Here is a 17,373-nt window from a genome sequence, read left to right as displayed (position 1 = left end):
TTCACCACGGTGCTCCAGCACCATGCGCACGGCGCGCTCACGCACCTCAGGGGAAAACTTCGGGGACTTCTTCATGGCTCCATTCTCCACAGTTGGAGCCTCCGCGAAACCCGGGGCGATTCAGTACCTGGAGTCGGCGCTGGTGGCGCTGGCCAAGAAGCATGACCGGGCCATCCTTCTGAACAAAAACAACCCGACGGCTCCGACGATGGCCCCGGCAGCCAAGGCCACGGCGCAAGCCTTCCTGGCCGACATGCTGCTGATCCTGCCGATGCTTGGCATCAACGCTTTCACCCAGCCGAAGCAGGAAGACCCGAGCGATCAGGTGCAGCCCGTTGGATCGGAGAATGATAAGTTCGACACCATCGTCGTTCCCGCGCGCGAGGAAGGATTCAAACAACGCTTCCTGAACGAGAACTGCTGGTTTGCCGTTCGGATCAATGCCAAGCACATCTCGAAGCTGAAGTTCATCGCGGCCTATCAGGTCGCCCCCGTCGCTGCGATCACCCACATTGCCGAGATCGAGGCCATCCTGCCATACAACGACACCGGGAAGTACATGATCAAGTTCAAAGGGCCAGCGACTGCGATTGTCCCGATCCCGCGGCCGGAGAACAGCGAAGTCAATATGCAGTCGTCCCGCTACGCGCTGCGGGAAAAGCTATTGGCGGCAAAGAATCTGGATGAAGTCTGGGCCTAAGCCCTGAAGTGATTCAGGCCGACAGCATTCGCGCTTCTGCTTCACGGCGAGCGACCAACCCAGGCAGCACCTTTCCGCCGCCGTAGACCCAGCGGCGTAGCTCCGTTGCGGCGGCAGCCCAGTCTCGCTGGTTGACCCGCCGCCGCAGCGTCGACGTCTGCAGCCGCCCGGCGCCGAGGTTGAAGGTGAAGTCCACGATGGCGGCGAGCCGCCCCTCCGGCTCGGTCGCCAGCACCGGGCAGTAGCGCAACGTCGCAGCCAGCGCGATCCTCAGATCTTCCGCCAGGTAGCCCTCCGCCTCGGCCTCCGTGATCGGCGGATGGCCCGGATCGCAGAGGTGGCCGTAGCCGATGGTCCAGTAGCCGGCCGGGCAGATGTAAGGATGCGCGCGGCCGGGGTCGTGCTTCGGCACGCGGTGGAAGCCCTCGAAGCGCTTGGCCAGGTCGATGGCTTGTGGAGGAATACGCATCTCTGGCTCTGAACTTGTAAGCAACACTTACCAGTTCGTGGGCCGCACCCGGTCGAAGACGCGGCCCAGGAACCAGAAGTTCAGGACACCGGCCCACAGCGCCTGATCGGCGTCGGTCCAGGCGTGCAGGACCGCGGCGCCCCAGCCGCTGCCGCCGTTGATCGCGCCCACGAAAGCTGCGGTCTTGGCGGCGCAGTACAGCGCCATGAACCAGTAGGTGATCACCGGACGGACGCTGACCGACAGCGCATCGGCCCAGCGCACGCGGGACCGCTGGCCTTGGGCGGCCACCGCCTCCCGCAAGGCCTCGATGGCGCCGCTGTTCCATGCTGCGTCGGCGCTGGCGCCGATCTCGGCCATGCGCTGGGCGCCACGCAGCTTCTCGAACTCCAGCGCCTTGTCCTGCATCGCGAGTTCATGACTGCGCTCGCCCTTGCGGTCCAGCCATTTCAGGACCTCGGGCGCCAAGCGGAAGGCTCCTCCCAGGAGGCCGCCGAGCAAGGTCTCGATCATTGGCCGCCTCCCATGAGCTTCAACTTGATGGCAGCCCCGACCAGCAGCGCGGCCAGGATGCCGGTGGTGATGACCTTGACGGCGGTCTGCCAGGCCGTGCGGCGGGCATCGCGCCAGGCTTCGAGCAGGTCGCGCAGCTCGCGGATGTCCTTGGCGGCACTGCCGTTTTCCAGGCCGAGATGGGACAGGACACGCTCGGCCCCACGTTCGGCGGCGCGGTCGAGCAGTTCGTCGAAGTCCTCGCGGCGCAAGAGGAGCATGTTCTCGACGAGGGCGGGCGGTTGTTGTTCGGATTCGGTCATGGCGGTCTCCCAAAAATGCGACCAATCCGCTAGGAGCGGATTGGCGCGTTAGCCCCGAAGGGGTGAGTTCCAGGGATGGAACGAACAAACCCGCCTGATGCTCGTCGCACCAAGGCGGGTCCAGGGGTGACGGATCGGTGTGAGGGTCAGATGGCGACGCCTGCGCTCCAGCCGGTGGGCTTGAAGACCGTGAGCTTGGCCTCGTCCTCGATGTAGCAAAGCCAGCCCACCTGCGGGGCGTAGTACTCCCAAGCGCCGTCGATCCGCACGGCGATCTGGTCGGCCTTGCCGGCCCAGTCGCCGGTGGCGCCGGCGGGGATGATGTAGCGGTCGCCTTCAGTCGGACTGGCGGGCGGCGCGGTCAGGTCTCGATCCTTCACGGACAGTCCGACGATGGCGCCCAGGCGCTTGAGGTTGGCGTCCATCTCGGTGTGCCAGCCGGATTCGCCCAGCGTCCAGCCGTAGGCAAGGCCAAGGTTCGGGTCGATGAATGCCATGACAGATCTCCTTGCGGTGCGTTCAAACGGGATTTCCGGCGGGTTCACACCCCGCCCCAGTGCTGCCCCCAGCGCAGGCCGTAGCCGGTGCGGTCGGTGGTGCGCGTCTGCGCCTGCCAGCTCGTGAGCCCGTCGCGCTCGGCCTCGATCTCGATGGTGACGGTATCCCCGGCGCTGCCCGCATCTGCCGCAGCGCTGGCCACGTCCCAGGTCCAGGTGGTGCCGGCGATGCCGCTTTGGGTGCGCACCAGCACGCCGTTGCGGTCGCGCAGGCGCACGGTGTAGGTGGTGCCGGGCTCGGGGCCGATGTCGCCCTCGTCCTGGCGCACGAGGTAGGCGGTCTGCTGGATGCGGTCGCGGTGCGCCCAGGTGAGGATCAGGTCGCCGGCGACCACGGCGGGCTCGCGCTGGCCGTTGAGCCGGATGCGCCCGGGGGGATAGGGCCGTGCTTGGCGGCCGGTCAGCACCAGCGGCTGGCCGTTGGCGGCGAGCACCGCGTCGCCCTGGTCGGTGGAAGTGCGCGGGATGGCGGCGACGAACACCGACTCGCCCGGGGCGCGTTCGGTGGTCTCGGCGGCCAGCCATTCGCCCACGCCTATGAGCCGCGTTCCGGCCGGATGGGCTTGCGGTGTGGTGTCGAGCACGCCTCTGGCGAGATCGACCGTGCCCGCGGTGGCATCGAAGGCGAGGATGGCCACCGCCTCGCGGATCTGGCCTGCGGCATCGACCAGATAGGCGTAGTCGCCCACGGCCAGGCGCTGCGGCTGGCTGAGTGCCGTCACCGGCACGGTGAGCGCATCGGCCTCGCTCGCCAGCAGCGCGGCATCGAGCGTCAGCAGCGGCGCATAGTCCTCGCCCGCCACGGGCGCGAGATCGCCGCTGGATGCGCCGGTGGCCAGTTGCCAGTTGAGCTGCCCTTGGTCGCCGGCGGCAGCCAGTGCGCCGACGTAGGTGTCCGTATCGGTCAGGTAGTCCAGCTCGGCACGGCTCAGGCGCCGGGCGAGTTCCCAATACGGCACCTCGACGGCCAGCACCAGGGCCGGCGGCAGCGGCTCAATGGTCGGTTCTTCGGCGTGTGGTGGCGGGGGCGACAGCACGGTGTTGCTCATCCCGAACACGTCTTCCACCGCCTCGATGCGCCATTCGGTGGCGCCCAGCGTGCCGGTGTCGATGCCGGTGACGCGCACGACCATGCGCTCGATGCCCAGCCGCGGCCAGTGCAGCAGGAACACATCGCCCGGCAGCAGCGCACGCTCCAGCGTGTCGGGTGCCACGGTCAGGCTCATCCGGGCCAGCGGCGAGCCTAGTGCGCGCAGGTCGCGCAGGGCCAGCCGCGCGGCCAGCGGCCCGTAGTTCACGCCTGGATAGTCGCGCCGCTGGTTGATGACGCCGCCTTGCAGTTGGATCGCGGCCAGGTTCTGCACCGAGACCGTGGCTTCTTTGCCGGTGGCCCAGTCGGTGTAGACCACGGTGATCTCGTTGGGCAGCTCCCCCCACTGCGCGCGCTCGAAGCGCTCCACGCGCACGATCTCGTCGGGGCCCAGGAGCGGCAGGCTATCGATCCAGTAGTCGTCGCGCAGCAGTTTCAGCTCGAACGTGCCTTGCTCCGGGTCGGTGTAGAGGATGCCGCCGATGTGGTCGAGCACCTGGGCGATGAAGCTCTCGATGGGCTGCTGGCGGGTCCAGAGGAGGTTCAGACCGAAGCCTTCGCTCGACAGGGCCCACGCCGCGTTCCAGAAACTCCAGCCGATGCTGCTCTGCGGATAGCCCATGCCCCAGTGCGGGTCGGTGAGGCACTGCACCAGGATGTGCGCCGGGTTCATACCGACGCTGATCTCGCGCGCCTCAATCTCATCCCAGGTGCGGACTTCAGCGTTCCACGCCATCCACGGCGCATCGAACCACCCCGCCGTGAAGCGCCGCACGCGCACGGCCCAGGGCTTGAGGTAGGGGTTGTTGGCCGCGAACAGGATCTTGCGCGCCACCAAGGACAGCACGCCCCGGAAGGCCGGAATGGCTGACCCCAGGCGGCTCATCAGGTAGTCGTTGCGCTCCTGACCGGCATGGCCCGGGAGCACATCGATGGTGCCGACCACGCCGCCTTCGCGCTCGTCGCCGCCAAACAGCGTGGGTTTGTCGATCGAGAGGCTGGCGAGCCCGTGGCCGCTTGCGAGCGGCGCGCGGTCGGCATCCCCCCACGCGGTACGCTCGCCCATCTGGATTTCCTGCACCGCATCGACCGGCCCCTGGCACAGCACCAGATGCAGGCCCATGCGGTAGCGGTAGCCGACGGTCTGCTTCTTGCTGCGGCCGCCCATCAGCGCGGCTCCTCATGACACTGCCGGGCGACCTCGACCACGCGCTGCGCCATCGCATCGCCCGTGGCGAGCAAGGTCGAAGCGGGAAGCCCCCGGGCGAGGAAGGCGCGGAAGTCCAGACCCTGGCGCGCGAACCAGGTGCGCGTGCCGTGCACGCACAGGCCCGCGGCGCGCACGTGGGCGATGGTGACGAGGACGTCGCTGCTCATTTCTTGCCGCCTTTCTTCTTGATCGGTTCGGCTTCCAGGTCGCCATACCAGACGACGTTGGCGCCGCGGATGAGCATCGCGCCGAACACGACGGGAATGGGCCGGCCTTCTTCTGCGGTGGGGGCATCGATGTCGGACAGCGACGCCGGCTTGGGCTCGGGCGGTTTCGGCGCGAGCGCTACCGAGACCAGCGCCGCCACCACGATGACGACGAGGTACCACATGGCGATCTCTCCAGGGATTCAGAACACGCCGGTCGAGAACGGGTTCTTGCTCGGGATGGCGGGAAAGCCGCCGTAGTTGTCGAGGTTGCCGAAGCGCGACGCGCACGTGGCCGTGCTGTGATCGCAGCCCGCCGTCAGCAGCACCTCGGTGCCGGGCTCGATGGTCGCGGGATAGAGCAACTCGACGCCGCTGCCCGTTTCACTCACGATCATGTGGCGCGCACCTTCCGGGGTTTGCAGCCAGCCACCGGCCAGGCCGCCGCTGACGCTGCCGGGCACGCCGCCGTCGAGATCGACGCTGCGCCCCGTGCTGCCGCTCACGATGGCGCTGGCAGAAATCGGTGAGGCCCCGCAGGCCGCCGAATACAGCACGTGCGAGCAGGTGCGGCTGTAGAGCCGACGCAGACCAATGCGCTTGAGGCTGACCTGCGCGGATTCGCAGCGCACGCGCGCCCCATCGTCGGCGACTTCGACGCCCAGCACCCGGCCCATCCACCGCGTGCCGGCGATCCACCAGGTGTCGCCCCAGGGGTCGCGTCGGGCAATGCGCAGGGTGATGGCCGTGGTGTCGCCGGTCAGCGCATTGGCGAGCAGATGCCGCACCAGATCGCAGGTCTGCGGCAGTTTCAGCTCCAGCGCCGATTTGGCGGCCTCGGCGCCCAGCGCGAGTTCGTTGCGCTCGATGGGCGTGCTCACGTACACCGTACCGCCCAGATCGACGTCGAACTCGTGCGGCGTCAGGTGGAACTGCGCGCTGTTGCTGGCAAAGGCGTAGAGCTCGATTTCCTGCAATGGGGTCTGGCTCATGGTCAGGAAGGTTCGTAAGTGATGCGGTCGTTGCCGCGCGGTTCGGGCAACCGACGCGCAGTTAGGGGTATCTCGACCAGCGTGGGGGTGTGCCAGTAAAGATCGACGGCGTCGTGGTCGAGGCGGCAGCGCGCAAGCCGCACCACGCGGCTGCCGGCGGGCACCGGCGCGTCCAGCCCGGAGCGCAGCACCAGCACGCCGCCGTCATCGAATTGCATGGGGCCGGTGAGCCCATACTGGCGGCTGCCATCGGGGTGCAGGATGAGCGCACCGGCGGGGCGATGCCACCAGGCCGACAGGTCTGTGCCATCTACGCGCAGGAAGCCATCTTCGGGATCGGCTTCGACGGTCACCCACAGGATCGGAGCCAAGCCATCGGGCAGCCAGAAGGCTTCCAGGCGACCTTGGGTGCGCCACAACCGCGCGCGCCAGATCTGGATCTCATCGAGTGAGGCGGCCAGATAGCGCCGCTGGAACGTCGTCGTCGGCCACGGATCATCGCGGCGCACCCAGGCATCGGCAGGCGAAACATCCATCCGGGTGACGATGCCCTGCGCGCTGGCGGCCGGATCGTCGCGCCAGTTGCCGTCGGGCCAGACCGGCAGATCGTCGAGCATGGGGTCATCGAGCAGACCCATGTCCGGCATCGCGGGCAGCGTGAGGCTCGCCACCACATGGCCGCCGGCCACGCCGGGCACCCACTGCGCCAGATCGGCCGCCTCGCTGGCCCGGCCCCACACCAGCGGCATGACTGCCGCGCCTGCCGGCACCGCGCGCGCCAGCGGGGCGGCCAGCCACAGCCGCTCGGTGTCCAGGTGCGCCAGCCGTGCGGTCTGCCAGCCATCGGCTGCGAGGATCAGGACCCAGCGCTCGTCCCCGTCCCAGCCTTGCACCCCGTCGAACCGCAGGCGCAGATCGGCCGTGGTCGGCCCGAAGCGGCGCTCGTCGGCCGCCGTCACGGCCAGCGCCATGGCGCCGCGCGGACAGGCTTCGGTCAGGTGCACCGCGTCCTGCGGCAGCGGCCACAGCGCCAGTTGCCCGAGATGGTCGGCCAGCCAGTCGGCGACCAGCGCATCGCTCGCGCGCCCGTGGCCCACGTGGTAGGTCAGCGCGCGGCGCGGCACCAGGCGCAGCGCCTGCCGCGCCTCGTTGCCGCTGGCCAGCCGCGCGACGGCCGTCTGCCACTGCAGGCGTTCGACCAGCGGCTCGGCCCAGTCGTGGCGGAAGGCGAACACGCCGCGCAGGGCATCGGGCCAGGGCGCATCGCCGAAGGCGTCCATGCCGGTGGCGACGATGGCGGCCGCGGCGGTGTCGCGGCGCAGCACCTCGACCACCAGCGCGGCCAGGGCGTTGCCGCTCTCCGGCGCGGCGAGCGCCTCGGCATGCAGGGCGCTGGCCGCCGCACCCGGCATCGGGGCCGCCATCGTCTCGGCGCGCAGCGCGGCCAGCGCCGCGCCCGGCGACGGCACGGTCGCAGACTCGGTCAGCCCGGTGGCGATGCGCCGCTGCGTCATCCCGCCTCCACCCCGAACTCGGCCGCATTCAATGCGGCTTCACTCCACGCCGAACCGGCATTCGGATCGGCTTCGAACAGCGCCGTGTGCCAGGCCAGCTGCTCTTGCAGGGGGATGTCCGCACTCACGGCGGTCTGCGACCCGCTGACCGCCAGACCCCGCACCTGGCCCGGCCCCGCATCGGTCTTGCGCGCGAGCAAGGTCACCTGCACGCCGTGGATGGCGGGCGTGGCCATCGCCGGCAGCGGCGCGATGTCGAAGCTCTGGCGCAGGCCGGCCGCATCCGCGCGGATGCCGCTGGCCTCATCGCCGTCGCTCACCGCAGCCCAAGCGCTGGATGCGCCTTCGACCGTCCACTCGGTCAGGCTGCCATCGGCCTGGGGCTGGAGCGCATCGACCCGCACATCACCCAGGAAGGTGGTGTTGAGCGTGCCGCTGGTGTCGGCGAGGTACAGGTCGTCCATATCGACGGTGACCGGGCACGACTCACCCGGCACCGCACCCACGAAGGCGGTGAGCAGTTGTCCGCCGTCTTGCAGCGTGTCCTGCCCGCTGAGCTGGATGGCAAGCATCCCGTTGACGCGCACATCGAGCGTGCCGCTGCCGGTTCCCTGCACGACTTTCAGCTCGATGTAATGCCAGCCGCGCGCAGGGGCGGTCGTGACCGAGGTCGAGAGCAGCTGGTCGTAGCCGGATTGCCAACGGTAGAGCTTGAGCCGCCCGTCCTCGCCGATCTTGACCAGATGCGCAACACCGGCCGTCGTATCGCGCACGCCGAGCAGCACCGGCTCCCCACCGGTGTTCTCGAACGGCGCCACCCGCAGGGCCGCGCCGACGATCAGGCTGGGCGTGCCGGCATCGAGGTTCTTCACATACCCGCCGCCGGAGCCTTCCGGCAGGCGCAGGGCGTAGGACGACGGCCGCCGGCCGGGGATGCGCATGGCCTGCGGCGAGAGATACGCCGCCTTGCCGCGTGCCAGCCACGGCTGGCCGAAGTCGTCCAGCTGCTGCGGGTCGTAGTGGTCGAAACCGTCGATGAAGAGCAGGGCCATGGGGTCATCCTTGCAAGGCGGCACGGACCGCGCGGGCGTTGCGGCCGATGATGTTGAGGATCACCCGCTCGCCGGCGGGCGTTTGCAGATGGTCGTACGTCACGCCCGGGGCGATGGCGTTGACGATGCGCACGGCCTGCTGCACCGGTGGCGGCGCGGGCGGTGCGCTCACCGGCGGCACCAGGCCGCCGGCGGCGAAGGCCAGGCGCTGCCCGTCCCAGGCCGGCGGGGTGCGCAGGCCGTTGATCGCATCCAGGAAGGCCACGCCCACGCGCTGCACGGCCGCCGCGCGCACCACGTACTCGCCGGCGGACAGCCGCGCGGGGATGGAATCGCTGGTCGCACTGCCGGGGCCGGTGACGTAGCCGCCCGCGGCGAACTTCTTGATGTTGCCCAGCAGCGCCATCACCGCGGCCACCATCGCCACCATCGCGGCAATCGCCAGCCCCGGGCCCACGATGGGAATCGCGGCCTGCGAGGCCGCCGCCCCGGATCCGGCTTCGGCGGCGTTGGCGCTGACCTTGGCCGCCGCCTCGGCCTGCTTGGTCGCCACCGACTGCGCCGCCGCGGCGGTCTCGGCGGCCTGTTCCTGCTGGAGCAAGCCCAGCTTGACGGCGAGCATGCGCGCCTGCATCGCCACCCACTGCTGGAAGGGCTTGAGCACCATCTCTTGCAGGAAGGCGTCCGCGATGCTGCGGAAGATGTTGGAAAGCGCCTCGCGCAGGGATTGCGCGCCGCTGACGATCCCCTGCACCGCCTGCCCGAACGCCTCGCCGATGCGGTTCCACACCGGGGCGAGTTCATCGGTGACCAGCCGCGTGCGCGTAAGCTCGTTGCGCCAGGCCGCCACGCGCAGCACGGCTTCCGGGCCGATGGGCTGCGCGGCCTGCTCCATCGCGGGCAAGAGCCGCTGCATCTCGGCCGCCGAGTCGCGCTGCAAGGCCACGATCTGCTGCCGCGCCTGGGCTTCGGTGAGCAGCCCGGCCTGCTGCTGGATCTGGATGCCCTCCTGCGCGTTGCGCAGCCGCTCGGTGACCTGCCGCCACTGCGCTTCGATCGCCTCGAGATTGGCCTGCGCGGCCTTGACGTCGATCAGGCGGTCGATGATCGACACGCCGTCGGCATCGCTCTCGGCCAGCAGGCGCGCGCGCAGGTCGCGGTAGCCGCGCTCGATCGCGGCTCTGCGGTCCTGCGCCGTGTCGGTGCCGGTGAGTCTGGCCAGTTCCTCGCGCGCGGCGGCCAGCGCATCGGCCAGCTCGCGCTCGGCCTTGGCCGCGGCGCGGGCATTGCTCTGCTCGACGTCGGCGCGGCGGTTGTTGAGCGTGATCAGCTCGGCCTCGAGCCTGGCGACCTCGGCCTTGCCGCGCAGGCGCTCCTCCTCGCGTTTGCCGCTGGATGCCAGCTGCCGGCTGCGTGCCAGCGCCTGCTGCGTGCGGGCGATCTCGGCGTCGATCTCCTGCTGCTCCAGCGCGGTTTTGCGTGCGTAGTAGTCGCGCAGGGAAACGAGCCGGTCTTCGAGCGCGGCGTCGAGTGCGGTTTGTTGGCGGCGCAAGCCGTCTTTGAGCAGGGTGAACTCGGCATCCATCTGCGCCTTGAGCAACTCGGCCCGGGCGCTCGCCGTGTCGCGGGTCTTGCCCGGAGCCGTGAGCCGTTGCAGCAACGCCGGGTCGGCCTGCACCTTGGGCGCCTGCACCTCGATGGGCTTGGGGTCGAAGAGGCTGTCCCGGAACTCGGCCAGTTCGTCCAGCCGCCGCACGAGGCTGCCCTTGAGTTCGGCGATGATCGCCTTGGCCCCGGCGGTGTTGCCGCGCAGGGCCTCGACTGCAGCGGCCATGCCGGCACCGATCGCCTCACCCAGGGCGACGAAGGCCTTGCCGACCGTGGCCGCGCCCAGCGCCAGGGTCTTGAGCACCAGCACGATGCCGTCCAGGATCGCGCGCAAGGCGCCGCCCTGCTGGGCCGACTCGACCATGCCGCCCGCCATCTCGTTCATGGCCGGCAGGAAGGCCTCGATCACCCGGTTGGCGATGCTGGTGGCGGCGAGCTTGATCTTGGCCAAGGCGTCGTTGAACGCCTCGGCCTGCGCAGCCGTTTGCCCGCCGATCTGCACGCCCAGCGCTTGCATCTCGCCGGTCAATGCCGCGATGCCCTCGCGCCCCTGGTTCAGGAAGGGGATGAGTTCGGCGCCGCTCTTGCCGAACAACTGCACCGCCAGTGCCGACTTCTGCGCGCCGTCGGGCATGGCCTTGAAACGGTCGGCCAGATCGAGCAGCACCGCGTCGGTCGCGCGAAGCCGGCCGTCCTGGTCCTGGAACGCCACGCCGAGCGCCGCAAAACGCCGGGCGGACGCCTCCGAGCCCGTGGCCGCCTCGAGCATCGCGGTGGCGAGCTTCTTGAGCCCGGTCTCGAAGGTCTGCGCCGAGACACTGGACAGTTCCGCCGCCGGCACCAGAGTGGAGAGCGACTCCACCGTGATGCCAACGCGCTGCGAGAGCTTGTTCAGCGCATCGGCCGACTCCAGCGCCGACTTGACCATGGCCCCGAGACCCGCGGCCGACAGGGCCACGCCGAGCCCGGCGAGCACGCCGTTGACGCTCTTGGCTGCATCGGCCAAGCCGCCCAAGCCCCGCTTGACCGAGTCGAAGGCACCGCGCGTCTCGTCGACGGCGCGGATGAGGATTTGGGCGCGGGCGGTCATGGTGCTGAACCGGTGGCTGGATCAAGTCCGCGGGCCGAGAAGCCCCGGGCGTTCGCTGTCATGGCAACTGGCGTAGGGATGTGGTGCAATGCTTCTCATGCCTGTGCTGAGGATTGACGATCTGTCTGATGCCGTGCTCGACGCCCTGCGCCAGCGCGCGGTGCGGCACGGGCGCAGCCTCGACGCCGAGGTGCGCGCCTTGCTGGAAGAAGCTGTCAAGCCTCAAGGGCGGCTGAAACTGGGGTCTTTGCTGGCCGACATCGGCCGCCAGGCGAAGCTCACCGATGAGGAGGTGACGCTGATCAATCAGCGGGATCAATCGCTTCCTTGCCCGGTGAACTTCGAATGATCCTGCTCGACACCAATGTGATCTCCGAGCCGCTGCGTGCGGCGCCCGAGCCTCGCGTGGTCGCTTGGCTCGATGCCCAGCCGCTGGAGACGCTGTTCCTATCCGTCGTCACCGTGGCCGAGCTGCGCTACGGGGTGGCCCGCCTGCCCAACGGTCGCAGGCGCAAGGCGCTCGTCGAACGCCTGGAGACCCAGGTGCTGCCCGCCTTCGCCGGTCGCATACTGGCCTTCGACCTGCCGGCGACCCAGGCTTACGCCGACCTGATGGCCAAGGCGCAGGCCGCCGGGCAGCCCATCGGACAGGCCTTCGGCCTGATCTCAGCGATTGCCCGAACCCATGGCATGACGGTCGCCACGCGCGACACGGCGCCGTTCGCCGCTGCGGGTGTTTCCGTCATCGATCCGTGGTCGGGAGGTTGAAGGCATGACCCGCGTCAGCAACGAGAAGAAGAACCTCAACCGCCTGGCCGGGGAATTCCTCGTCGCCTCGCGCCTGACTCAACGCGGCTACATGGTGACCCTGCAGTGGGGGACCACCATCGGCTACGACATCCTGGTGTTCGACAAGGTCGGCAATGTGGCGTTTCTCGAAGTGAAGTCCTCGGCGCAGTATTCCCGCCGCTGGATCCTGCAGAAGAAGTACGCCGAGCCCAACGCCGAGGCGATCCCGCTCGACCGTCGCTTCATCTGCTGCGTGGACTTGGCCGTGCCGCAGGGCGAGCCGCGGGTGTACGTATTCCCGGCCGCCGTGGTGGCCCGAGGCCTGCACTACTACTTCAGCGGCCAATTCCCGAACAGCGACAGTTACCACCTCTCGCTCGACTTCAGACCTCAAGGCCGCACCAAAGAGGATGGGGTACAGACGGTGGGGAAGTTCATCGACGCCGAGCGTTACATCGACGCCTACTCGACCCTCGGCATCCAACCGGTCGTTGCCTGAGGTCGATCGCTCTCCCACGAGCCAACATCGTGGCTGGTATCGTACGGCAATTTGCCGTATAGTTCGCACCAGGAGGACCATCCCATGGCTGCTCACACCACCACCGCCCGGCTCGAAGCGCGCATCAGCGCCGACCTGCACGCGCAGCTCAAGCGCGCCGCCGAGTTGCAGGGACGCACGATGACCGATTTCGTGGTCTCGGCCGTGCAGGAGGCCGCCCAGCGCGCCATCGAGCAGGCGACCGCCATCCGGCTGTCGGTGGCCGACCAGGAGTGCTTCGCCCAGGCCTTGCTGGCGCCGCCCACCGCGGCCCCGGCGCTCAAGCGCGCCTTCACGCGTCGCCGCAAACTGCTGCGGGCTGAATGAGCCGGGCGCCGTTTCGCGTGGTGCCGCTGGACGCCACGCACGACCGCTCGGCCTTCGATTGCGACAGCCCGGCGCTGAACCGCTACCTGCGCGAGCAGGTTTCGCAAGACGTGCGCCGCCGCGTCGCGGCCTGCTTCGTGGCCGTCACCGATGAGGGCCGCATCGCGGGCTACTACACCTTGGCCTCGGCGAGCCTGTGGTTGGCCGATTTGCCGCCGAGCACCGCGAAGAAGCTGCCGCGCTATCCCACCGTTCCCGCCGTGCGCATGGGACGTCTGGCGGTCGATCGCGGCTTTCAGGGGCAGGGGCTGGGCGGAGCGCTGCTGGCCGACGCGCTGGCACGTGCTATCCGTGCAGAGATCGCCGCCTATGCGCTGACGGTCGATGCCAAGGACGAGACGGCCGCAGCCTTCTACCGGCACCACGGGTTCATCGCTCTGCCCGAGACCCCGCTGACCTTGTTCCTGCCGCTGGCGACGGTGCGCGGTCTGCTCTGACCCTCAGAGCCTGTCTAGCTCATGCCGGATCGCGGCAGCGAGCTTGGGCAGTGCGCCTTGCACGCCTGCCGCGAGATCGAACCGGCGCTTGAGATCCACCCGCCGCACCAGCACGGCGATCGGAATCTCCTGGCCCCGCTGCAGGCGCTTGACGCCGTGGCGCTCGCGCTCGGCGCGCTTGAAGCGGGCCAGTTGCGCGGCGTTTTCCTGGAGGTTTTCGGCCATCAGCAGCACGCGCCCGTTCTTCTCGACGAAGAAGGCGTTGCCCGAGCGCATCAGGCCGTCGATGACCTGACGGAAGCGCTTGGGGCCGATCCGTCCCGGCAGCAGCGGGATCAGCAGATTGCCGCTCACGGTGCCGCCCTGGGTGTGGATGCCCAGCCAGGGGATGCGGCTGCCCACCCACAGCGCGGGCAGGCGGTCGGGCTTGCGGTCAAAGACCTTCACGCTCATCGACGCCACGAAGCTCGCGCGCCGCACCTGGAAGGCGTTTTTCATGGCCGAGCGCGCCGCCTCGCGCACCTCGCGGCCGCCCGAGGTCATCCCTTTGGCGACGGCGGCATGAATCGCCCGCCGACGCTGCGCGCTCCAGGCCGAGAGTTGCCGCGGATCGAGCAGTCCGGAGGTGGTCAGCGTCAGTTTCATGGCCGCACGTCCTCCCACAACTCACGCTGCAGCCGCTCGATCGCAGCCCGGTCGCCCTGCGCCGCCACGGCGTGGACAGCGAGCCGCAGGGCGAGGTGCTGCCGCTCGATCCGTGCGTCGGCCTCCAGCAAGGCCCGCGCCTGCGGCAGCGTGTAGCGCATCACCTCATCGAGCCGGTGCCCGGCGCGGATCAGGCGGGCAACCGCCTGGTCCCAGCCTGCATCTGCTCCAGGATCGGCGCCAGATGCTGCGCCGCGCCCTGGATCGCCGGCACCACCCGCCCCACGAAAAAATCCGCGTTCGCCTCGAACACGGCTGCCGCGAGCGTCACGGCATCCTCCAGCGACAGATCGTTCACCCACGCCCGCTCGCGCCGGGTGGTGATGGCCAGCAGCTCCAGCACGGCCTCGCCATGTCGGGCCAGCAGCGCGAGCCAATCCGGCTCGACCGAGAGATCGGCAGCGAGGGGCCGCACCGCGGCCAGCAGTCGCGGCAACTCGCCCAGCCGGATCGGCGTCAGTTCCAGCGCGGTGCCGGCCACCGTGACCACCTTGGGCACGGGCGGGAAGGTCTCGAAGTCGGGCATGGTCGCGTTCCTTTACAACAGCACCAGGCGGCCGAACTGGCCCAGATCGCCGCCGGCCGGCTTGGTGAGGTCCGCCAGCACCTGGCCGGAGAGTTCGAACTTGAGCAGCTCGTCGGTGATGATGGACAACTCCTTGGCCGGGTTGATGGCCACGCGGTACAGGTCGATCACCACCTCGCGGTTGCCGTCGGCGGTGTTGAGGCCCTCGAAGCGGATCCAGCGCTCGGGCAAGGCTTGCGTGAACATGGCCGTGTGACTGGCCGCCCCGAACGCGTAGTCCACCGTGAAGGGCTCGGTGTACGGGCCGCCGGTGGTGGCATCCAGGATCACCAGCGACCCGTGCTTGGCGTTGACGGTGTACTGGCTGGCCGGCAGCGTCTTGGGCGGGCTGTCCGAGTCCTGGACCTGCACCGCCGAGACGTTTTGCATCGCGAGCGGATAGAGGTGCCCCGGCGTGACCGGGTTGGGCAAGGCTTCGCCGGTGACCGTACCCGGCGTGACCTGGGTGCTGTGCCCGTAGAGCGCCAGCGCCAGGTTGACCGGGATGAGTTCTTCCAGCGTGCAGGCGAACTCGCCCTTCTTGGTCTTGATGAGCTGCAGGTCGGTCAGGCGCTGGCCGGACTGCGCCTCCTGGTGCTCGATGGTGTCCACCGACAGCGACACCTTCAGTTCCGGCACGTTGCCGACGAAGGTCAGCCCCGCCGGATTGCCGGCCGAGTCGCGCGCGCCGATGTAGACGCGGCCTTGTCCGGAGAAGTAGGCCATGGTCAGTCTCCTTGGGGGGTGCCGGAGGCCGGCTCGCGGCGGGCGGGTTTGGCGTCGAGAACCGGGGTGGCCGCCTTGGCCACGCCCTGGGCGATCAGCCAGCGGGCGCTGGCCTCGGGCAGGTCGAGGCGCTCACCCACAGCGAGGCGCTTGCCTGCGTGGGTATGGGGTTTCAGTAGCTCGATGGAGAGATTTGGCATAAGGGGTTCATCCTGTTTGGGTGAGATCGAGGGCATGGGTGCGGTAGCGGATTTCGTAGCGCGCCGGCAGCATCACCGTGCCGGCATCGAGGTCGTCGGCGTCCCACTCGGCGTCGAGCTCGCGCACCGCAAGCGCCAGGCCGCCCAGGTTCGGGTCGGCGAGCATGGCTGCGTGCGCCGCGGTGAGCAGCCGGTCGGCCACGTCGAAGGCATCCGCGCCGCGCGCCACCACGGCAAGCCGGACAGACAGCTGCCGGTCGACGAGATGGTTGGCGTGGGCCGTGATGCTGTCGCCCTCGACGAACAGCAGCAGCGCCGGACTGGCCTCGCGGGTAACCGGCACGGCCGGCATGCGCAGCACCGGGATCGGTGCAATCGCCGATGACAAGCGTGCGACGACCTCCCGCAAGAGGCGCTCGCGGATGGAGTTCATGGGGTATTCCTCAGAGCTGGGAGAGAAAGGCGCGATGCTCGGCGCCGTCGCCGATGGCGCGCACGTCGCGCACCTGATAGCTGCTGCCCGCCACCTCGACCGTGTCCCCGACGGCCAGCGTCATCCAAGACGCCGGGTAGTCGATCTGGTAGTCCCGCGACAGTGCCAGCCCGTCGAGCACCGTCTCGTCCGGGGCGCGGAAGGCGCAATGCACCGTGGTGCCCGCCACCGTGACGGCAGTCAGCAGCCCGGCATTGCGGGCCGCTTCGTACAGCGTTTCAACGTCCATCAGGACGCCAGCACCTTCACCAACACGGCCGGGCGATGGCACATCGGCAGTGGGTTGGACTGGGTGTGGATGTCGGTGCCGCGGTCGAACTTGCGCGGCTCCTGCTTGGCGTACAGCGGCTGGCCCAGCGTGTTGGCCGTCTCGTTGAAGTCGGCCGGCGCGAAGTAGGTGGCGAAGGTGTCCACCGTGCCCAGCGGGAAGGCATGGCCCTCGCCGGCGGCGATGAAGCGGCGCGTGGTGTCGCCGTCGCTGGCCTCGCCCGAATATTCCTCGAAGGTGATGCCAGCGAAGGTAAAGCCCGCGCGCATGTCCGAGCGCAGGGCCAGGCTGTCCTGCCAGCGGTCGTAGGCGGCGACGACCTTCTCATGGCTGGTCAGCGCATCGAAGAACTCCTCGGACACCAGGCAGTGGATGCCGGTCATGCGCTCGCCCATGAGGTTCTTTTCCATGTAGCGCTTGAGCTCGAGACACTTCTTCTTGACGTCGGTACCCGGGTTGCCGAGCTGAAAGTTGATGACCTTGGGCGAGATCTCGAACAAGTCGAACAGGTTGTAGAGCTCGGTGCCGTCGGCATCGAGGATGCTGCCTTTCAAGGCACCCATGCGCAGATGCTCCAGGGTGATGGCGTGCTTGTTGCGCATTGCCTGCAGGTGCTCTGCCATCACCGCCGCCACGGTCTGCACCTCGGTCTCCGAACCGAAGGCGCGGATACCTTGCACTTCCTCGGGCAGCACCACGTCGTCGTGGGGGATGTGCGGAATGCCGAACGAACGCAGCTTGCGCTTGCCGCGCTTGGCCACGGTGCCGGGCGAGCCCACCGGCATCGTCGGCAGCAGGGTGAGCACGCCGTTCTTCTCCTCCACGGCGACCGAGCGGAAGCGCACCGGCTTGGCTGGGAACAGACCCATCTCTTCCAGGCGGCCGTAGTTGTTGGGCAGGATGTTGATGGCGGCGGTCAGCGCCGACATCGAGAAGGCGGGGTTCTCGAAGGGGTTGTTCAT

Annotated in this window: 25 protein-coding genes; 6 read left to right on the top strand and 19 right to left on the bottom strand. The window is 69.0% G+C overall.

Features of this window, described 5'->3' with window-relative positions; all coding sequences use genetic code 11:
• Nucleotides 1-73: 73 nt before the first annotated feature.
• Nucleotides 74-700, top strand: coding sequence for a DUF8743 domain-containing protein (locus ABSH63_RS13870; RefSeq protein WP_491630892.1), 627 nt, complete (start codon nucleotides 74-76; stop codon nucleotides 698-700).
• A gap of 13 nt (nucleotides 701-713) precedes the next feature.
• On the opposite strand, the gene ABSH63_RS13865 is transcribed toward ABSH63_RS13870, so the two are convergent.
• The 11 genes from ABSH63_RS13865 to ABSH63_RS13815 form a co-directional block, all read right to left on the bottom strand.
• Nucleotides 714-1,169, bottom strand: a complete 456-nt coding sequence (locus ABSH63_RS13865; RefSeq protein WP_352890461.1) for a lysozyme — start codon at nucleotides 1,167-1,169, stop codon at nucleotides 714-716.
• A gap of 27 nt (nucleotides 1,170-1,196) precedes the next feature.
• Nucleotides 1,197-1,682: a hypothetical protein gene (locus ABSH63_RS13860; RefSeq protein WP_352890460.1), complete on the bottom strand. Its 486-nt coding sequence runs from the start codon at nucleotides 1,680-1,682 to the stop codon at nucleotides 1,197-1,199.
• Nucleotides 1,679-1,984 carry a DUF6127 family protein gene (locus ABSH63_RS13855; protein WP_352890459.1) on the bottom strand — a complete coding sequence of 102 codons (306 nt, stop codon included), beginning with the start codon at nucleotides 1,982-1,984 and terminating at the stop codon, nucleotides 1,679-1,681. The genes ABSH63_RS13860 and ABSH63_RS13855 overlap by 4 nt, the downstream gene beginning before the upstream one ends.
• A gap of 146 nt (nucleotides 1,985-2,130) precedes the next feature.
• Nucleotides 2,131-2,481: a DUF2793 domain-containing protein gene (locus ABSH63_RS13850; RefSeq protein ID WP_352890458.1), complete on the bottom strand. Its 351-nt coding sequence runs from the start codon at nucleotides 2,479-2,481 to the stop codon at nucleotides 2,131-2,133.
• A gap of 44 nt (nucleotides 2,482-2,525) precedes the next feature.
• Nucleotides 2,526-4,799 carry a phage tail protein gene (locus tag ABSH63_RS13845; protein WP_352890457.1) on the bottom strand — a complete coding sequence of 758 codons (2,274 nt, stop codon included), beginning with the start codon at nucleotides 4,797-4,799 and terminating at the stop codon, nucleotides 2,526-2,528.
• The gene (locus ABSH63_RS13840; RefSeq protein ID WP_352890456.1) at nucleotides 4,799-5,008 is read right to left on the bottom strand and encodes a hypothetical protein; all 210 of its coding nucleotides are present in this window, start codon (nucleotides 5,006-5,008) and stop codon (nucleotides 4,799-4,801) included. The genes ABSH63_RS13845 and ABSH63_RS13840 overlap by 1 nt, the downstream gene beginning before the upstream one ends.
• A complete protein-coding gene (locus ABSH63_RS13835; protein ID WP_352890455.1) occupies nucleotides 5,005-5,232 on the bottom strand; it encodes a hypothetical protein in 228 nt (75 codons plus the stop codon). The genes ABSH63_RS13840 and ABSH63_RS13835 overlap by 4 nt, the downstream gene beginning before the upstream one ends.
• Nucleotides 5,233-5,250: 18 nt before the next feature.
• Nucleotides 5,251-6,039, bottom strand: a complete 789-nt coding sequence (locus tag ABSH63_RS13830; RefSeq protein WP_352890454.1) for a DUF2163 domain-containing protein — start codon at nucleotides 6,037-6,039, stop codon at nucleotides 5,251-5,253.
• A gap of 2 nt (nucleotides 6,040-6,041) precedes the next feature.
• Entirely contained in the window at nucleotides 6,042-7,553 is a 1,512-nt protein-coding gene (locus ABSH63_RS13825; protein ID WP_352890453.1) for a hypothetical protein, read from the bottom strand.
• Nucleotides 7,550-8,605: a hypothetical protein gene (locus tag ABSH63_RS13820; RefSeq protein WP_352890452.1), complete on the bottom strand. Its 1,056-nt coding sequence runs from the start codon at nucleotides 8,603-8,605 to the stop codon at nucleotides 7,550-7,552. Before ABSH63_RS13820 ends, ABSH63_RS13825 begins: the two co-directional genes overlap by 4 nt.
• Nucleotides 8,606-8,609: 4 nt before the next feature.
• Nucleotides 8,610-11,303, bottom strand: a complete 2,694-nt coding sequence (locus tag ABSH63_RS13815; RefSeq protein WP_352890451.1) for a phage tail protein — start codon at nucleotides 11,301-11,303, stop codon at nucleotides 8,610-8,612.
• Between the two features lie 88 nt (nucleotides 11,304-11,391).
• On the opposite strand from ABSH63_RS13815, the gene ABSH63_RS13810 reads away from it, so the two are divergent.
• From ABSH63_RS13810 to ABSH63_RS13790, 5 genes are all read left to right on the top strand, one after another.
• On the top strand, nucleotides 11,392-11,652 hold the full coding sequence (locus ABSH63_RS13810) for a FitA-like ribbon-helix-helix domain-containing protein (protein WP_352890450.1): 261 nt from the start codon (nucleotides 11,392-11,394) through the stop codon (nucleotides 11,650-11,652).
• Nucleotides 11,649-12,071, top strand: coding sequence for a type II toxin-antitoxin system VapC family toxin (locus tag ABSH63_RS13805; RefSeq protein WP_240097680.1), 423 nt, complete (start codon nucleotides 11,649-11,651; stop codon nucleotides 12,069-12,071). Before ABSH63_RS13810 ends, ABSH63_RS13805 begins: the two co-directional genes overlap by 4 nt.
• 4 nt (nucleotides 12,072-12,075) lie before the next feature.
• Complete coding sequence (locus ABSH63_RS13800; RefSeq protein WP_240097678.1) at nucleotides 12,076-12,591, top strand: protein NO VEIN domain-containing protein; 516 nt, start codon at nucleotides 12,076-12,078, stop codon at nucleotides 12,589-12,591.
• Between the two features lie 84 nt (nucleotides 12,592-12,675).
• Nucleotides 12,676-12,957: a type II toxin-antitoxin system TacA family antitoxin gene (locus ABSH63_RS13795; RefSeq protein WP_143899780.1), complete on the top strand. Its 282-nt coding sequence runs from the start codon at nucleotides 12,676-12,678 to the stop codon at nucleotides 12,955-12,957.
• Nucleotides 12,954-13,454: a GNAT family N-acetyltransferase gene (locus tag ABSH63_RS13790; RefSeq protein WP_352890449.1), complete on the top strand. Its 501-nt coding sequence runs from the start codon at nucleotides 12,954-12,956 to the stop codon at nucleotides 13,452-13,454. Before ABSH63_RS13795 ends, ABSH63_RS13790 begins: the two co-directional genes overlap by 4 nt.
• Nucleotides 13,455-13,457: 3 nt before the next feature.
• Here the strand turns inward: ABSH63_RS13790 and ABSH63_RS13785 are convergent, their stop codons facing one another.
• From ABSH63_RS13785 to ABSH63_RS13750, 8 genes are read right to left on the bottom strand one after another with little or no spacing between them, the layout of a single operon-like run.
• Entirely contained in the window at nucleotides 13,458-14,099 is a 642-nt protein-coding gene (locus tag ABSH63_RS13785; RefSeq protein WP_352890448.1) for a DUF6441 family protein, read from the bottom strand.
• Nucleotides 14,096-14,260 carry a hypothetical protein gene (locus tag ABSH63_RS13780; RefSeq protein WP_172601803.1) on the bottom strand — a complete coding sequence of 55 codons (165 nt, stop codon included), beginning with the start codon at nucleotides 14,258-14,260 and terminating at the stop codon, nucleotides 14,096-14,098. The genes ABSH63_RS13785 and ABSH63_RS13780 overlap by 4 nt, the downstream gene beginning before the upstream one ends.
• 29 nt (nucleotides 14,261-14,289) lie before the next feature.
• On the bottom strand, nucleotides 14,290-14,685 hold the full coding sequence (locus ABSH63_RS13775) for a DUF6631 family protein (protein ID WP_352890447.1): 396 nt from the start codon (nucleotides 14,683-14,685) through the stop codon (nucleotides 14,290-14,292).
• Nucleotides 14,686-14,697: 12 nt separating this feature from the next.
• Nucleotides 14,698-15,450 (bottom strand): phage tail tube protein, encoded by a 753-nt coding sequence (locus ABSH63_RS13770; protein WP_352890446.1) that lies wholly within the window; start codon nucleotides 15,448-15,450, stop codon nucleotides 14,698-14,700.
• Between the two features lie 2 nt (nucleotides 15,451-15,452).
• A complete protein-coding gene (locus ABSH63_RS13765; protein WP_147654015.1) occupies nucleotides 15,453-15,650 on the bottom strand; it encodes a DUF7210 family protein in 198 nt (65 codons plus the stop codon).
• Between the two features lie 7 nt (nucleotides 15,651-15,657).
• A complete protein-coding gene (locus ABSH63_RS13760; RefSeq protein ID WP_352890445.1) occupies nucleotides 15,658-16,083 on the bottom strand; it encodes a hypothetical protein in 426 nt (141 codons plus the stop codon).
• Between the two features lie 10 nt (nucleotides 16,084-16,093).
• Entirely contained in the window at nucleotides 16,094-16,372 is a 279-nt protein-coding gene (locus ABSH63_RS13755) for a head-tail joining protein (protein WP_352890444.1), read from the bottom strand.
• Nucleotides 16,372-17,373 (bottom strand): major capsid protein, encoded by a 1,002-nt coding sequence (locus tag ABSH63_RS13750; protein ID WP_009518238.1) that lies wholly within the window; start codon nucleotides 17,371-17,373, stop codon nucleotides 16,372-16,374. Before ABSH63_RS13750 ends, ABSH63_RS13755 begins: the two co-directional genes overlap by 1 nt.

The organism is Sinimarinibacterium thermocellulolyticum, assembly GCF_040327995.1.
GTDB lineage: Bacteria > Pseudomonadota > Gammaproteobacteria > Nevskiales > Nevskiaceae > Solimonas > Solimonas thermocellulolyticum.
Note: the sequence above shows the minus strand (reverse complement) of the source record. Positions and strands in the feature narration are given on the sequence as shown.

Bases quoted from the DNA above. Each gene is read 5' to 3' on its own strand.
- ABSH63_RS13810 (WP_352890450.1), top strand. From the start codon at position 11,392: ATGCTTCTCATGCCTGTGCTGAGGATTGACGATCTGTCTGATGCCGTG.
- ABSH63_RS13775 (WP_352890447.1), bottom strand. From the start codon at position 14,685: ATGCCCGACTTCGAGACCTTCCCGCCCGTGCCCAAGGTGGTCACGGTG.
- ABSH63_RS13790 (WP_352890449.1), top strand. From the start codon at position 12,954: ATGAGCCGGGCGCCGTTTCGCGTGGTGCCGCTGGACGCCACGCACGAC.
- ABSH63_RS13860 (WP_352890460.1), bottom strand. From the start codon at position 1,682: ATGATCGAGACCTTGCTCGGCGGCCTCCTGGGAGGAGCCTTCCGCTTG.
- ABSH63_RS13855 (WP_352890459.1), bottom strand. From the start codon at position 1,984: ATGACCGAATCCGAACAACAACCGCCCGCCCTCGTCGAGAACATGCTC.
- ABSH63_RS13770 (WP_352890446.1), bottom strand. From the start codon at position 15,450: ATGGCCTACTTCTCCGGACAAGGCCGCGTCTACATCGGCGCGCGCGAC.
- ABSH63_RS13820 (WP_352890452.1), bottom strand. From the start codon at position 8,605: ATGGCCCTGCTCTTCATCGACGGTTTCGACCACTACGACCCGCAGCAG.
- ABSH63_RS13870 (WP_491630892.1), top strand. From the start codon at position 74: ATGGCTCCATTCTCCACAGTTGGAGCCTCCGCGAAACCCGGGGCGATT.
- ABSH63_RS13815 (WP_352890451.1), bottom strand. From the start codon at position 11,303: ATGACCGCCCGCGCCCAAATCCTCATCCGCGCCGTCGACGAGACGCGC.
- ABSH63_RS13795 (WP_143899780.1), top strand. From the start codon at position 12,676: ATGGCTGCTCACACCACCACCGCCCGGCTCGAAGCGCGCATCAGCGCC.
- ABSH63_RS13850 (WP_352890458.1), bottom strand. From the start codon at position 2,481: ATGGCATTCATCGACCCGAACCTTGGCCTTGCCTACGGCTGGACGCTG.
- ABSH63_RS13865 (WP_352890461.1), bottom strand. From the start codon at position 1,169: ATGCGTATTCCTCCACAAGCCATCGACCTGGCCAAGCGCTTCGAGGGC.
- ABSH63_RS13835 (WP_352890455.1), bottom strand. From the start codon at position 5,232: ATGTGGTACCTCGTCGTCATCGTGGTGGCGGCGCTGGTCTCGGTAGCG.
- ABSH63_RS13780 (WP_172601803.1), bottom strand. From the start codon at position 14,260: ATGCGCTACACGCTGCCGCAGGCGCGGGCCTTGCTGGAGGCCGACGCA.
- ABSH63_RS13785 (WP_352890448.1), bottom strand. From the start codon at position 14,099: ATGAAACTGACGCTGACCACCTCCGGACTGCTCGATCCGCGGCAACTC.
- ABSH63_RS13805 (WP_240097680.1), top strand. From the start codon at position 11,649: ATGATCCTGCTCGACACCAATGTGATCTCCGAGCCGCTGCGTGCGGCG.
- ABSH63_RS13800 (WP_240097678.1), top strand. From the start codon at position 12,076: ATGACCCGCGTCAGCAACGAGAAGAAGAACCTCAACCGCCTGGCCGGG.
- ABSH63_RS13830 (WP_352890454.1), bottom strand. From the start codon at position 6,039: ATGAGCCAGACCCCATTGCAGGAAATCGAGCTCTACGCCTTTGCCAGC.
- ABSH63_RS13840 (WP_352890456.1), bottom strand. From the start codon at position 5,008: ATGAGCAGCGACGTCCTCGTCACCATCGCCCACGTGCGCGCCGCGGGC.
- ABSH63_RS13750 (WP_009518238.1), bottom strand. From the start codon at position 17,373: ATGAACAACCCCTTCGAGAACCCCGCCTTCTCGATGTCGGCGCTGACC.
- ABSH63_RS13825 (WP_352890453.1), bottom strand. From the start codon at position 7,553: ATGACGCAGCGGCGCATCGCCACCGGGCTGACCGAGTCTGCGACCGTG.
- ABSH63_RS13845 (WP_352890457.1), bottom strand. From the start codon at position 4,799: ATGGGCGGCCGCAGCAAGAAGCAGACCGTCGGCTACCGCTACCGCATG.
- ABSH63_RS13760 (WP_352890445.1), bottom strand. From the start codon at position 16,083: ATGAACTCCATCCGCGAGCGCCTCTTGCGGGAGGTCGTCGCACGCTTG.
- ABSH63_RS13765 (WP_147654015.1), bottom strand. From the start codon at position 15,650: ATGCCAAATCTCTCCATCGAGCTACTGAAACCCCATACCCACGCAGGC.
- ABSH63_RS13755 (WP_352890444.1), bottom strand. From the start codon at position 16,372: ATGGACGTTGAAACGCTGTACGAAGCGGCCCGCAATGCCGGGCTGCTG.